This is a genomic window from Hominisplanchenecus murintestinalis, assembly GCF_943193015.1.
Taxonomy (GTDB): Bacteria; Bacillota; Clostridia; order Lachnospirales; family Lachnospiraceae; genus Hominisplanchenecus_A; species Hominisplanchenecus_A murintestinalis.
In genome coordinates, this window is the sequence record NZ_CALPCM010000017.1 from 26,995 (window position 1) to 40,594 (window position 13,600).

Genomic DNA, 13,600 nt, shown 5'->3' on the forward strand with positions numbered 1-13,600 from the left:
GAATTCCGGGATACATAGAAAAAGCCCCGGAATATTTTACTATTCCGGGACGGATATGATCACATCATCCGCGGTACCACCCGCATTGCAAATGCTCTTGCATTTACCTCTCTATACGCTTAACGCGCGTCCACGTACTGACCTACTTACTCACCTCTGCCCTGCTTCCAACCACACGGCACACTATTCTCTTCGACCAGTCGGCTCCGGAGTGTTCCCTGTCTGCCCCTTCCCTTAAACAGCGCTCTCAGTCAGCGGCGCTGTATTCCTGTCAAGTTCCAAAGCAAGAGTCTCTTTCTTCGCCTTTATTTTATGTCCTGTATCTTAGCACAGTTAAAAAAGGATTGCAAGGGGGTTTTTCAAAAATCACTGATTTCCCCTTTAAAACAGACGGAAACCAACCCGGATTCCCCCCCAGTCCGGCTGGCTCACAGGGTCTATTTTTGAAAATACGCTGATGGACACATGGTGTGAATATTAACGAAACGCTGCCAGCATACTGGCCGCTGCGCCAATGACAATCGCATGCCGCTTCCATGTCAGGCTCAGATATCCGATAAATTCACGGATGAGTGCGTTTAACGTAAAATACCACTTTGTTTTCGCCCCAAATCCCACGCATTTTATCCCCTGCTGTCTTGCCAGTATCAATGCCCGGAACACATGGTAAGCCGTCGTAACAATGATAATTTTGGAGGCTTTTTTATCCATCATGTTTCTTGAAAACAAAAGGTTTTCTTCCGTTGAAACAGACTCCTGCTCCATCAGGATTCGATTCGCGTCCCCTCCATGCTCCGCCGCATACGCCGCCATAGCCCTGCTTTCGGGAATATCCTCCCCAGGTCCCTGACCACCGGACATGATTACTCTCGCCCCTGGGTTGCAGCGCATCAGTTCCATCCCTTTTTCAATCCGCGCCGCAAGCAGCGGCGTTACCTTCTCTCCAAGAATCCCGGCTCCCAGCACAACAATATAGTCCGCATTTCTCCTCTTTTTCAGATGGACAAGATTGACAATAGCAGACAGAGAATACATAGCCATCAGGGACAATACATAGACTGCCGCAAAGCTGATTACCGTATACAGTCTTGTCCCCCATGTATTCCTTTCCAACCCTCTAACCATAGGCCAGACAGCCAAATAGGCAAACAGCAAAACCGAAAACAGCATCGACAGCATATTCGCGGGTTTCATTCCCTCATGCCGGATCATCTTGATCCCCTCAACAAAAAAGATAAGAACCAGAATACCCGGAAATGCGATGATGCAAAGTACCGCCAAAATGAGCAGGATATTCAAAATCCAAATCACCAGTTCATGCGACGCCAGCCATCCGGCATGTTCCGATAAAACGAACAGCGCCAACACAGCCAGGCATATCATCATGACAAAGAAAGATACCCCACTCCATAAAGTCCTGGGTTCACGTATCATGATTCCTGCAAAGATACAAAACGATATCAAAAATATAATAAGTGCAAACTGCCACATAACTACCTCTCTTTATGGTAAATCAGCCTTTCGGCATAAATTATATTGTTTTCAGAGAATCACCATAATACACGGCAACCTCCTTTTCTATCTTCTGAAATTCAGGAATATAACTTTAAATAATCCTCCCTGCCAGTTCCTTCGCGGCATTTCCATCATAAATATGAGCCATATCATTTCTTTCTCTGAGCATTTTCAGCCAAAGCTCCCCATCAAAAAGGGGATATACGGAATAGGCTTCTTTGATAATGCTCCTGGGGAAACCAGTTGCAGATGCGGCGCTCCCCTCATAAGCCAGTAATTCTTTCAGAAGCTTCCATCCCAATTCAAACTGAATACAGAATTTGTCAATGATTCCTCTGATGATAAACTCATTGTCCAGCATCTCTTTGTCGGCACGTTCCAGTACACGAAGATTTGAAACATAATTATCAAATTTCTTCATATAAAACTCTTCCTTCCTCCTGAATGACTCTGCGCAGCTCCTCCTGAATCTTCCCATCCAAATTGATTACATCATATTTCAAAGGTGTCAATGTCTCTTCCTCGACATCCAGAGCAAAACGCAGAATATCCCCACCGCTCACGGCAAGGTCGATATCGCTGGCACGTTTATAATCCCCTCTCGCCCTGGAGCCAAACAAAATCACTTTTTTAACCCCGCAATTATGCGCTACATTACAGATTTCCTTTATTAGCGTTTCTTTCAGCCCTGTTTCTTTTATCATTCTGACCTCTCTATCTGCACACTATTGATTCCTTATTCTTTAGAAGTTTTTTCATATACAATCTCTCCTGGTTTTGCGAATCATCCGCGTATATTTCTGTTCCGAATCCTGAAAGACTTCTATTCTCCCTTCTCTTATCATCTGCTCAATCCTGGACGCATACCACCAATCCCCTACCTGGAGCGGATATTTCCCCAGAATATCCCCTATCAGCCTGGCTTCTTTTACCGGCGTCTCTGTAATCTCCCTTAAAATCAGAAAATCATAAAAATCCTCCGGAACTCCAACTAACTCCCCATTCACTACTGCACGCAGGGGACTGTTACCTTCTGACAGTTCTGTCCATTTACAGCCAAACATTCTCCGCTCAGCCTCTGACAGACGCCTCTGATATTTTAAGAAAGAGCTGAATTTCTCCGCTTCTACATTCCCCCAGCTGTGATGCACAACAATAACACCGTCTGACCGTACTGTATATTCGGGCATTTCGACGGCATATACCTCATTATCCATTCCGTTCATCTGCCTGCACAGCCAATATAGGCCGCAGAGTGAATACGGCGTCCGGCTGTACCAGATGCGTACCTGCTCCCCTTTTTGTATAAAATCCATCAAGCGGCGGTATTCACGGATATTTCTTTTAATTCCTTCTTTCAGTTCTTCCCTGAATTCCTGTGAGTTGTCCCATCCGCTCTGCAGATACATCGATAAAATCAGCTCCTGGCGGTATTCGCTGTCGAAAGTCTCCCGGATATTACCGATATCCAGCATATAGGCAAGGCAGATCACTTCACCCGCATGTCCCGGAATTGGTATCCATGCTTCCCTCGGTGGCAGCAAATCCGCGTTTCCAAAAACGGCCGTCGGCCCGTCCTCACCGCTTATGACTGTCTTCCGGCTTTTCGCACATTTCATAGAACCGGCTTCACTTTCCCCAAACATGACTTCTATCATCTTCTTCTCCTTTAAAACAACTGCAGACACTTTCAGGTCTTCCATTCTTTTTCCTGTATAGAATACCATAAAAAGTTTAACAAATAAAGAAAATATCCTGCATGCCTTTACACGCATTTTACAAAAATACGGTATGAAAGCTTACCATTATGGTGTATTCTATAATAAGAATATCATCTGCCCCACGGACATATCCTGTGGGAGCAAGAGCACAACTGGAGGTTTTTTATGATTTTTTGTGTTGAAGATGACAGCGGCATCCGTGACCTTATGATTTATACATTGCACGCCTCTGGCTTTGAGGCAGAGGGTTTTCCCGATGCAGGCGCGCTGTGGGAAGCCTTACGGCATACTACGCCGCAGCTGATTATGCTGGATATTATGTTGCCCGGCGAAGACGGAATCCACACGCTCAAAAAGCTGCGTTCACAGGCTTCTACCGCCAATATCCCCGTGATTATGGCTACAGCAAAAGGAACCGAATATGACAAAGTCATCGGCCTTGATTTAGGTGCGGACGACTACCTGGCAAAACCTTTCGGAATGATGGAAATGGTATCCCGCATTAAAGCCGTCCTGAGGCGGACAATGCCAAAAGAGCCTGTAAAAACGCTGCTGATCGCCGGGCTTGAAATGAACCTGGACAGACATACTGTCACATCAGACGGAAAGCGGGTAGAACTGACCCTGAAAGAATACGAACTGCTGCATTTGTTTATGGAACACCCCGGCCTTGTTTTTACCCGGGAGCAGCTCATGGAAAAAATCTGGGGAAACAGTTTCGTCGGCGAAACACGGACAGTTGACGTCCATATCGGAACACTCCGCACGAAACTCGGAAGCTGCGGAGAATACATCAAAACTGTCCGCGGCGTCGGTTATCGAATGGAGGCAGGACTATGACAAAACAAATTTTCAAAGCTGTCTGCCTGGCAGCTATTGCTGTATTTGGAGCATCACTTGTTATTATCATGGGCGCACTCTACGGATATTTTTCTGAAATGCAGATGAAACAAATCCGTATACAGTCCGAACTCGCAGCCCGCGGTGTTGAGAATAACGGTCTTGCTTATCTGGATAGTTTAAAAGACGAGGAATACCGCGTCACCTGGATTGCTGCCGATGGCACGGTAAAATACGACAGCAGGACAGATGGCCGGACGATGGAAAATCATCTGGAACGTGAAGAAATCAGGGAAGCGCTCTCAGGCGGTATCGGGGAAAGCGCCCGCTATTCCTCTACCCTGATGGAGCAGCAGCTTTACTGTGCCAGGAAACTCGCAGACGGAACTGTACTCAGGCTTTCCGGCACACAGTATACCTGGTGGACGCTGGCTTTGGGAATGCAGCAGCCGATTCTTCTCATAGCATCTTTCGCGATAGGTTTCTCTCTATTCCTTGCTTTCCGTTTTTCCCGGAAAATCGTAGAGCCTTTGAACAGGCTTGACCTGGATAGTCCCCGGCCGGAAGATATTTACGAGGAACTTTCTCCTCTGGTTTCCCGCATCGGCAGCCAGAAGCGCCAGTTAAAAACACAAGCGGAGGAAAAGGCAAAAGCGGAACAGATGCGCCGCGAATTTACTGCAAACGTATCCCACGAGTTAAAAACACCCCTGCAAAGCATTTCCGGCTGCGCGGAACTGCTTCTTGGCGGTATGGTGAAACCTGAAGACGTCCCCAGATTTTCCCGGCAGATTTTCTCTGAATCCCAGAGGATGATTGTCCTGATAGAAGACATCATCAAACTATCGCATCTGGACGAAGGCGCTTCCGACATGCAATGGGAAAATGCCGACCTCTATGAGCTGGCGGAGCGCACAGCCGCCACCCTCATGCCCGCCGCCGAAAAAGCAGGCGTTTTGCTTCTTCTCACCGGAAAGAAGTCTGTACTGTACGGCATTCCCCAGCTTCTTAGCGGAATCATTTTTAATCTCTGTGATAATGCCATCAAATACAACCATCCCGGCGGAAATGCCGTCATCCATATTTCAGATGATGAAGATACTGTATATCTGTCTGTCAGCGACAATGGCATTGGGATTCCGCACGAACAGCAGTCCCGGATTTTTGAGCGCTTCTACCGGGTAGACAAAAGCCATTCCAAAGAGGTTGGCGGCACAGGGCTGGGGCTTTCCATTGTGAAACATTCCGCAAAGCTCCATCATGCCGAAATCCGCCTCCAAAGTACACTGGGAAAAGGTACGAAAATTACTATTTCTTTTCCCAAAAGACACATTGTGCAGCTTCTTGCCGACAAATAAACCTCTGCCTTTCCAGTTTGCTTTTGGCAAGGGCATTCTTTTTACATTGATTTTACAAAACCTCGATTTCAGATTTGATATTCCTCTGATACACTGTCAATGTACAATCAGATGTCCCGCAGCCGGCATAGCTGCGGGAACGGAATGACATCATCGAAAATTTATGGAGGATTTTGAAAATGGACATTTTTCAGGCACTTACCATGCTGGGAGGGCTTTCCCTATTTCTTTTTGGCATGAATATCATGGGAGAAACCCTGGAACACAGCGCCGGTGACAGATTAAAAGCTACTCTCGGCAAAATGACTTCCGGACGTGCCGCCGGATTCCTGACCGGATGCGGCGTAACTGCCATAATCCAAAGTTCATCGGCAACTACCGTCATGGTCGTAGGCTTTGTGAACTCGGGTCTTATGACTCTCCGCCAGGCAATCAATGTCATCATGGGCGCAAATGTAGGAACCACCATCACAAGCTGGATACTGTCTCTTGGCGGGATAGACAGCAGCAGTTTGTGGGTAAAGCTGTTAAAGCCTTCTTCTTTCACGCCTATTTTAGCCTTTATCGGTATCATCCTGTATATGTCCTGTAAGGAAGGCAGAAAGAAAGACGGCGGAATGATTCTGCTTGGCTTTGCAACCCTGATGTTCGGCATGGACACCATGTCCTCAGCCGTAAGCGGTCTTGCTGACATCCCGGCTTTCCGCCAGCTCTTTCTTATGTTCACAAATCCGCTCCTCGGCGTACTGGCAGGCGCAGCGCTTACTGCAGTGATCCAGTCGAGCTCTGCCTCCGTAGGAATCCTGCAGGCGTTTGCAGTCACCGGGCAGATTTCCTACGGCGCAGCTATCCCCATTATTATGGGACAGAACATCGGCACCTGCATTACCGCAGTTCTCTCGTCCATAGGTGCGACAAAAAATGCAAGAAGAGCCGCCTTTGTCCATCTGGCATTTAATGCCATCGGCTCCGCCATATTACTGGGAGCTTTTGTCCTGGCAAAAACTCTGTTTGCCCCGGCGCTTTTAAACAATGCCGCTTCCGGTTTCGGAATCGCCCTGAGCCATACCGTCTTTAACCTTATGTGTGTGCTGATTCTAATGCCGATGGCGCCCCTGTTGGAAAAAATGGCTATGAAAGCTATCCGTGATTCTCATGTTTCTGACAAAGCAGGGGAACGTTACTGCTCACTCCGTTCCCAGTAACATCTAAATCATATCTTACCCGTCTGAACGATTTTTAGGAAACATCACCGTTACAGTAAATAAATCCGCATCAATTTCCACCCGGAGGCTGCCGCCGCAGACCTCCGTAAAGCTTTTTGCAATGGAAAGCCCCAGGCCGCTCCCTCCGTCTGTACGGCTTGCATCCCCGCGCACAAACCTCTCAGTAAAATCCAGCGTGCGCTCCAGTTCCCTGCCGGAAATATTTTTAATACGCACTGCTGCCTGCCCCTCTTCCTCTTCCACATCCAGATAAATACGGGAACCTGCCAGGGAATATTTTAAGGCATTTTGAATCAAGTTCTGAAATACACGATAAAGTCTCTGTCCATCAGCCTGTATAAATATAGGAAACTCCGGAATAGATACTTTCATAATAAATCCGCTCTGCTCAACCTGCGCATCCATATCTGCCAGCGTCTGCTGCACCAGTTTCCCCAAGTCCAGTTCGTCTATTGTTACCGGGAGCTGCCCTGATGTGGCCTTGCTGATTTCAAACACATCCTGCACAATCGTCCGCAGGCGTTCTGATTTTTCACCCAAAATCCGTATGAACTCCTTCACATGCTCCGGCAAATCCGCTTCCTGTTTCAGCAGTTCTATATAACTTATAATGGAAGTCAGCGGCGTCTTGATATCATGGGACACATTCGCCACCAGGTCCACCTTCATCTGCTCGCTCTTCATCCTCTCACGCAGCGCCGTATCCATCCCCCGCTGTATCTCACTCAGATTTTCAAACACTTCTTTCATTTCTGCATCCTGCGGCAGTATTGGAAAATCTTCTAAATTTCCGTTCCTGACCTCTAAAATCCTGTCAGACAACGCTCCGATATCCTCCGCCAGCTGTCGGTTCTTCTCTAAATATAAGAAACTGACTGCCACATTTAATAAAAGAACAACTGCAATAAAAAGAAGAACTCCGATGTACTTGTCCTGAAAATACCAATTTTCCATATTTCTCATTCCAGCCAATGCCAAACAGCATATAAGGAATGCCAGCCCTCCACTGAGCATCGACAGTCTCCCGCGCCTCACAATCCTCTTCTGCAGCGAATACTTCAACTCACGCGTTCGAACTCCCTCTATAATCGGTTTTCTCTGCTTTCCCCTGTTTTCCCGCCAATCTAAAAACAACAGATAAAGCAGCCAAAAACACAGCGGAAGCATCATCCTCTTTAGGGCAAACAAAATACCGACAAAAAAGAACAGCAGCTTCACTTCCAGGAAAGTTCTTCCCAAAAGCCCGGAAATTTCTTTCTCTGCGCAGCGTTTTTCTTTTCTCCAAATGAAAGCGATAACCAGCAGCAGCGCTGAAACAGCCAGCAGCGCGCAGCCTATCTTAAACTGTCTCTTCGATGATAGAAAGTTCTCACGTATGGAATATAGCCTATCCCCATAGTTGACAGTTCCATTTTTCCCGTAATCTTCCTCTACATAGAGTTTTGGTTCTTTTGCAGCCGCCATAAAAATAATCGCTTGCTTCGACTCCTCATCTATACTGAAGTTTGTATAACCAGGAACAAACCAACGGCTGTCCGGCATATATACGCCATTTCCATAAACATCTTCTTTCTCCCCATCTTTAGAAATCTGCACTTTTCCATCTCTGTTCCTGTTAAACCACAGAGAAAAATTATATTCGTCTGCAGCGAGCGCTCCCTCGATCACATCTCCCTGAAACTGTTTTCCAAGCTTGTCCTCAAATTCTTCAATGTTTGTATACAGCAGCCTATTATTCCAGATTACAGCATAGAGGAGATTTTTATCCCGTTCCATCCTCTCCATATATTCATCCAGGCTTTGCTCCTCAGCCCAGGCTGTATCCGCTTCCTGCTCTTCTTCCTGGATTTTCTGCCGGAACAGATACTCTGCCTCTGCTTCCGCATCTTCTGCCGTTTCTTCCGCTATGGCGTCTGACACTTCATAAGCGCCCTCCCACGGCCATGATTGCTGTGTATCATAGCCTTTTTCCGTCAGGCTTCCGTACTTCCATCGCTCACCGTCATTCGCCACACTCAGCAGTTCCTCCAGCTTCGCTGAAATATAACGGCGGAATTCAGCGCTTTCCTGGTAATCACTTTCCGTTCTCCACACTTCCCCCTTCGTTTCTGCAATTAGTCTCCCCAGCTGCCACACGCTTCCAATCAGAAGCGTCACCCCGAGAAAAAATGCTGCAAAGCTAAGAATGATTTTCAATTTTTTCCATTTTGTATCCAATTCCCCACACCACCTTTAAATATTCAGGCTCTCCCGGATTGAGTTCGATTTTTTCCCGGATATGGCGAATATGCACCATCACCGTATTTTCAGGCGCAAACCCCGGCTCCTCCCAGACCCTCTGATAAATTTCCTCTGCCGGAAAAATCCTTCCACGGTTCCGCATAAACAAATCCATCATTTTCGTTTCCGTCGCTGTAAGCTTTACAGGTTCCCCGTCTACATAGAGCACACGCTCCTGTACCCGATAGCAAAGCCTCCCATTCCAGATTTCGTTTTTCTCGCCACCGGCATGGATATCACCCAAAAGCGTATAGCGGCGCAGATGGCTTTTCACACGTGCTATCAGTTCCTGCGGATTAAAAGGCTTTGACACATAGTCGTCCGCCCCCATAGAAAGCCCCAGCACCTTGTCTGTATCCTCCGTCTTAGCGCTTAAAACAATAATCGGCAAGTTCTTCCGCTCCCGGATTTTCATGATTGCAGACAACCCGTCCAGCTTAGGCATCATGACATCCATAAGGATAAGCTGTATCGGCTGTTCCGCAAGGATACTCAGCGCCTGCATACCGTCATAAGCCTTCCGTACCCGATACCCCTCCTTTTCCAGAAGCAGTTCGAGCGCACGCACAATTTCCCTGTCATCATCCACAACCAGTACACATTCATTCATATCTGTCTCTCCTCTAAACTCACAGGCATCCAGAGCTTTTTCTGCCTTTCCTTCGGCCTGGTACTATTCTAAAAATACTTTCTTATAAGATTCTTGTCGTATTTCTTATAAATATCTTAAAACAACTCTTCAGTATCTTTGTTCTATTATACTTCATATCTTCTGAAAATCAACGCCCCTGAATCACTTTATTTCTTGCAGTCCCGGTACAGGCAGGTATTCATATTACCTGGCTTAATTCATTTTTTAAGTAAATGCTGTTGCCCTGAACCTATTTATATAAAAAACATAAAAAAGGAGACTTTCAGTCCTCCAGACTAAAAATCTCCTCTACCGCCCGCTCATATTCCGCCGCACTCTGGGCTTTCTTAATTTTTTTCCAACATTTTTCCCCGTATTCAAAAGAAAGGTTCAAGTAACTCCAAAATTCCTTCATCTTAAACACAGTATTCTTATCTCCGGACATAATCTCCTGATACGTATGATAAATTTCATCATGAAACGCCCGCAGGGTTTCCCTGTCCGCCGCGCTGCCTTCTACTTCCCCGACAAGCCCCGGATTTTTCAGAATTCCCCTGCCAATCATAACCGCCGGCACTTGAGGAAAAGAGTCATGAAATTTTTGAATATCCTCCTCCATGCACAAATCGCCATTGTAACATAACACATTCCTGCTATTTCTGCACGCATCCTTAAACACTGTCATATTCGGACGGTTTTTATAAAAATCCTGCCGGATGCGAGGATGGATAATCAGCTCTGACAGCGGATATCTGTTGTACACCTCCAGGATTTCCTCAAACTCTCCCGGCTCCTGAATCCCTATCCGTGTCTTTACAGAAATTTTCATCTCCAGACTGGAAAAGACCTCATCAAAAAAACGGTCTAATTTTTCTATGTCCCTTAAAAAGCCTGCTCCTCTTCCTTTTGAAACGACTGTTCCTGAAGGACAGCCTAGGTTCAGGTTTACTTCTTCATAACCGTACCGTTTCAGCGCATTTGCCGTCCGAACAAAATCTTCAGCGTTGTTTGTAAGTATCTGGGGGACAAGATTCTGCCCAGCATTATGTTCAGGCAGAATCTCGTTTTTTTCTTTAAAATTAAAATCTTTATGGGTATGCGGAACAAGGAACGGCGTAAAATATTTATCCATAGGACGAAAATACTTATGATATGCCTTCCGGAATACCCATGTGGTAATCCCCTCCATAGGAGCAAGATAATAATACATATTTAGAACCCCAGATCCTCAAGAATTTCCTTTGCTTTTGCCACACAGTTCTCACATCCGTCCACTGATACGGTTTTGTCAGACAGGTTCACCTCATAAGTAAGCTCTGCCTTGTCAAACGCCTTGCTGATTCTTTCCACACACTTTTCGCAGTGCATATCCTCTACTTTTAATACTGTCATTTTTGCTTCCTCCTACATTAATTTTCTAATTGTTTCACACAGCTCATCGACTGCCGCCTCATTTCCTTCCTGAATATCCTTTACCACACAGCTATGGATATGGTTGGAAAGGAGGACTTTATTAAATCCATTAAGCGCCGACTGGATGGCAGACACCTGATTCAGAATGTCCACGCAGTAACGCTCTTCCTCCACCATGCCTTTAATCCCCCGAATCTGCCCCTCAATGCGATTTAACCGATTCATCAAATCCTTATATTCCTTCGTTTCTCTGTGCTTGTGCTTTTCACAGCAATGTTCACCCATATGCCTTTCCTCCTGCCGTCTCGTCTTTCTCTCCTATCATACACCAAATCCCTCTACAGCTTCAACCTTTTTAATCGAAGTGCATTGCTTACTACAAATACAGAACTAAAAGACATGGCAAGCCCTGCAAGCATCGGATTTAACAGAGGACCTCCAAAAACATAGAGCACGCCCGCCGCCACCGGAATCCCCAGGCTGTTAAAAATAAATGCCCAGAACAGGTTTTCCTTAATGTTCCGAATCGTACACTTGCTTAAGCGGATGGCCTTATATACATCTTTCAAATCGGATTTCATTAGCACAATATCACTAGATTCCATAGCAATATCGCTGCCGTTCCCGATTGCCGTCCCGATATCCGCCTGCGCCAGGGCCGGAGCATCATTGATACCATCCCCTACCATCATGACGCGCCTGCCCTGTTTTTGAAGTTTTTCTACCACTTCTGCCTTATCCCCCGGCAGCACCTCGGCAATCACTTCGTCTACATGCACCTGTTTCCCGATATACTCTGCCGTTCTCCTGTTGTCCCCGGTGAGCATATAAACCCGTACCCCCAGTTTTCGGATAGCGTCAATCGCTTCCGCGCTGGTAGGCTTTACGGTATCTGCCACGCTGATGATTCCGAGAAGCTTTCCTTCTGCCGCCACAAACATAGGCGTCTGCCCCTTTTCGGCAATTTCATCCGCCGCCTGCCCCATGCTGCCGCAGGGGACTCCCAGTTCCTCCAGCATCCTGGCATTTCCGATATGGATTTCTTTCCCTTCCAGAACCGCCCGGATTCCTTTTCCCGTCAGGCTCTCGAACTGCTCCGTTTCCTTTACTTCCAGCCCTTCTTCCCGTGCTGTTTCTACTATCGCCGCCCCCAGCGGATGCTCCGACGGCACTTCACAAGAAGCAGCCAATGCCAGAAGCTCTCTCTCCTGCATCCCCTCTGTGACAATCCGGACAACCCGAGGCTTTCCTTCCGTAACTGTTCCTGTCTTATCTAAAACTACGGTATCTACCAGATGAGTTCTCTCCAGAGCCTCTCCGCTCTTAATCAGAATGCCGTTCCCGGCGCCCACGCCTGTTCCTACCATGATAGCCGTAGGCGTTGCCAGCCCCAGCGCACAGGGACATGCAATGACGAGAACGGAAACAAATGCCCTGAGGACAAATGCCAGCTCCTGTCCTGCTACTGCCCAGGCTGCAGCCGCCAGAAGTGCGATAACGATAACTACCGGTACGAAATATCCTGCCACCTGATCCGCCAGCTTTGAAATCGGGGCTTTCTTTCCCTGGGCGTCCTCCATCAGTTTAATAATCTTTGAAAGAGTCGTATCTGACCCCGTCCGGGTGACTTCTATCTGCATCGCTCCATTATAGTTCATGCTTCCGCCGATAACTTCATCACCGATTTCCTTTTCCACCGGAATGCTTTCTCCTGTCAGCATAGACTCATCCACGCTGCTGCCGCCCTTTACTACGATACCGTCCAGGGGTATCCTTTTCCCGGGACGTATCAAAAGGATATCTCCCTTCTTCACCTGCTCCGACTTTACTTCACGCTCCACGCCATTTTCCACCAGAACCGCCGTATCCGGCGCCAGCTCCATCAGCTTCCGGATAGCTTCGGAAGTCTTTCCTTTGCTGCGTGCTTCCATATATTTCCCAAGCATAACCAGCGTCACGACCACCGCCGCCGACTCATAGTACAGGTTTTCCACATGCATATGATCTGACGGGATCAGAATCGTATTCACCAGGCTGTAAACGAACGCGCTTCCCGTTCCGATTGCTACCAGGGAATCCATATTCGGATGCCCTTTCAGCAGTGTCTTGAATCCTACAACATAAAACTTCCGTCCGCAGATAAGTACCAGCACTGTCAATATCAGCTGTGCCAGGGCATAATTCAGCGGGTTCGTATGCATCCCTAAAAACGCTGGAAGCGGGAGCTTAAAAGGCAGCATATGTCCCATGGAAATATAAAGCAGCGGCACTGCAAATATAACTGCAAATACCAGTCTCCTTTTCATTATATGGAGCGCCTCTTCCTTTTCTTCCTTCTGCTCCGCCGCCCGCTCCTCCACAAAAAGCTCCGCCCCGAACCCGGCTCGATCCACCCTGTCTATAATGGCTTCCGGCGTAAGCTTCGTCTCATCATACTCTATCGTCATCTTATTCGTCGCCAGGTTCACTTCACTGACGGCAACCCCGTCCATCTTCCTCGTCACACGCTCCACTGCGCTGCTGCAGGAAGCGCAGGTCATTCCTTTTATTAAATATACTTCCTTCTTCACAAAGTCCCTCCTCGCTCGTTTTTATATACCCATAGAGGGTATATGT

13 protein-coding genes are annotated in these 13,600 nt (G+C 47.2%); 3 read left to right on the top strand and 10 right to left on the bottom strand.

Annotated elements, in window-relative coordinates:
* Nucleotides 1–477: 477 nt before the first annotated feature.
* The 4 genes from NFR99_RS07975 to NFR99_RS07990 all read right to left on the bottom strand — a co-directional run bounded on the left by NFR99_RS07975 (nt 478) and on the right by NFR99_RS07990 (nt 3,218).
* Complete coding sequence (locus tag NFR99_RS07975) at nt 478–1,434, bottom strand: YdcF family protein (protein WP_251353372.1); 957 nt, start codon at nt 1,432–1,434, stop codon at nt 478–480.
* Nucleotides 1,435–1,606: 172 nt separating this feature from the next.
* Nucleotides 1,607–1,936, bottom strand: coding sequence for an HI0074 family nucleotidyltransferase substrate-binding subunit (locus tag NFR99_RS07980; RefSeq protein ID WP_251353373.1), 330 nt, complete (start codon nt 1,934–1,936; stop codon nt 1,607–1,609).
* Nucleotides 1,923–2,219, bottom strand: a complete 297-nt coding sequence (locus tag NFR99_RS07985; RefSeq protein ID WP_251353374.1) for a nucleotidyltransferase family protein — start codon at nt 2,217–2,219, stop codon at nt 1,923–1,925. The genes NFR99_RS07980 and NFR99_RS07985 overlap by 14 nt, the downstream gene beginning before the upstream one ends.
* Nucleotides 2,220–2,270: 51 nt before the next feature.
* A complete protein-coding gene (locus tag NFR99_RS07990) occupies nt 2,271–3,218 on the bottom strand; it encodes a DUF3658 domain-containing protein (RefSeq protein WP_251353375.1) in 948 nt (315 codons plus the stop codon).
* Nucleotides 3,219–3,401: 183 nt separating this feature from the next.
* Here NFR99_RS07990 and NFR99_RS07995 point away from each other — a divergent pair, with 183 nt between their 5' ends.
* The 3 genes from NFR99_RS07995 (at nt 3,402) to NFR99_RS08005 (ending at nt 6,639) form a co-directional block, all read left to right on the top strand.
* Nucleotides 3,402–4,076 (top strand): winged helix-turn-helix domain-containing protein, encoded by a 675-nt coding sequence (locus tag NFR99_RS07995; protein WP_135975985.1) that lies wholly within the window; start codon nt 3,402–3,404, stop codon nt 4,074–4,076.
* Nucleotides 4,073–5,434, top strand: a complete 1,362-nt coding sequence (locus NFR99_RS08000) for a sensor histidine kinase (RefSeq protein ID WP_251353376.1) — start codon at nt 4,073–4,075, stop codon at nt 5,432–5,434. The genes NFR99_RS07995 and NFR99_RS08000 overlap by 4 nt, the downstream gene beginning before the upstream one ends.
* Before the next feature lie 179 nt (nt 5,435–5,613).
* Nucleotides 5,614–6,639 carry a Na/Pi cotransporter family protein gene (locus NFR99_RS08005; RefSeq protein ID WP_120481140.1) on the top strand — a complete coding sequence of 342 codons (1,026 nt, stop codon included), beginning with the start codon at nt 5,614–5,616 and terminating at the stop codon, nt 6,637–6,639.
* A 15-nt stretch (nt 6,640–6,654) separates the two neighbouring features.
* On the opposite strand, the gene NFR99_RS08010 is transcribed toward NFR99_RS08005, so the two are convergent.
* From NFR99_RS08010 to NFR99_RS08035, 6 genes are all read right to left on the bottom strand, one after another.
* Nucleotides 6,655–8,877, bottom strand: a complete 2,223-nt coding sequence (locus NFR99_RS08010) for a histidine kinase dimerization/phospho-acceptor domain-containing protein (RefSeq protein ID WP_251353377.1) — start codon at nt 8,875–8,877, stop codon at nt 6,655–6,657.
* Entirely contained in the window at nt 8,840–9,550 is a 711-nt protein-coding gene (locus NFR99_RS08015; protein WP_120481142.1) for a response regulator transcription factor, read from the bottom strand. Before NFR99_RS08015 ends, NFR99_RS08010 begins: the two co-directional genes overlap by 38 nt.
* A gap of 304 nt (nt 9,551–9,854) precedes the next feature.
* Complete coding sequence (locus NFR99_RS08020) at nt 9,855–10,781, bottom strand: tRNA dihydrouridine synthase (RefSeq protein WP_135975982.1); 927 nt, start codon at nt 10,779–10,781, stop codon at nt 9,855–9,857.
* Nucleotides 10,782–10,783: 2 nt separating this feature from the next.
* On the bottom strand, nt 10,784–10,963 hold the full coding sequence (locus NFR99_RS08025) for a heavy-metal-associated domain-containing protein (RefSeq protein ID WP_120481144.1): 180 nt from the start codon (nt 10,961–10,963) through the stop codon (nt 10,784–10,786).
* Nucleotides 10,964–10,975: 12 nt separating this feature from the next.
* Nucleotides 10,976–11,269: a metal-sensing transcriptional repressor gene (locus NFR99_RS08030; protein WP_120481145.1), complete on the bottom strand. Its 294-nt coding sequence runs from the start codon at nt 11,267–11,269 to the stop codon at nt 10,976–10,978.
* Nucleotides 11,270–11,322: 53 nt separating this feature from the next.
* Entirely contained in the window at nt 11,323–13,554 is a 2,232-nt protein-coding gene (locus NFR99_RS08035; protein ID WP_251353378.1) for a heavy metal translocating P-type ATPase, read from the bottom strand.
* Nucleotides 13,555–13,600: the final 46 nt, after the last annotated feature.

What these genes read in the sequence shown, in the direction of transcription:
- NFR99_RS08025 (WP_120481144.1), bottom strand. Translation starts at nt 10,963, where the DNA reads ATGACAGTATTAAAAGTAGAGGATATGCACTGCGAAAAGTGTGTGGAA.
- NFR99_RS08005 (WP_120481140.1), top strand. Translation starts at nt 5,614, where the DNA reads ATGGACATTTTTCAGGCACTTACCATGCTGGGAGGGCTTTCCCTATTT.
- NFR99_RS07990 (WP_251353375.1), bottom strand. Translation starts at nt 3,218, where the DNA reads ATGGAAGACCTGAAAGTGTCTGCAGTTGTTTTAAAGGAGAAGAAGATG.
- NFR99_RS07980 (WP_251353373.1), bottom strand. Translation starts at nt 1,936, where the DNA reads ATGAAGAAATTTGATAATTATGTTTCAAATCTTCGTGTACTGGAACGT.
- NFR99_RS07985 (WP_251353374.1), bottom strand. Translation starts at nt 2,219, where the DNA reads ATGATAAAAGAAACAGGGCTGAAAGAAACGCTAATAAAGGAAATCTGT.
- NFR99_RS08000 (WP_251353376.1), top strand. Translation starts at nt 4,073, where the DNA reads ATGACAAAACAAATTTTCAAAGCTGTCTGCCTGGCAGCTATTGCTGTA.
- NFR99_RS08020 (WP_135975982.1), bottom strand. Translation starts at nt 10,781, where the DNA reads ATGTATTATTATCTTGCTCCTATGGAGGGGATTACCACATGGGTATTC.
- NFR99_RS08030 (WP_120481145.1), bottom strand. Translation starts at nt 11,269, where the DNA reads ATGGGTGAACATTGCTGTGAAAAGCACAAGCACAGAGAAACGAAGGAA.
- NFR99_RS07995 (WP_135975985.1), top strand. Translation starts at nt 3,402, where the DNA reads ATGATTTTTTGTGTTGAAGATGACAGCGGCATCCGTGACCTTATGATT.
- NFR99_RS07975 (WP_251353372.1), bottom strand. Translation starts at nt 1,434, where the DNA reads ATGATACGTGAACCCAGGACTTTATGGAGTGGGGTATCTTTCTTTGTC.
- NFR99_RS08015 (WP_120481142.1), bottom strand. Translation starts at nt 9,550, where the DNA reads ATGAATGAATGTGTACTGGTTGTGGATGATGACAGGGAAATTGTGCGT.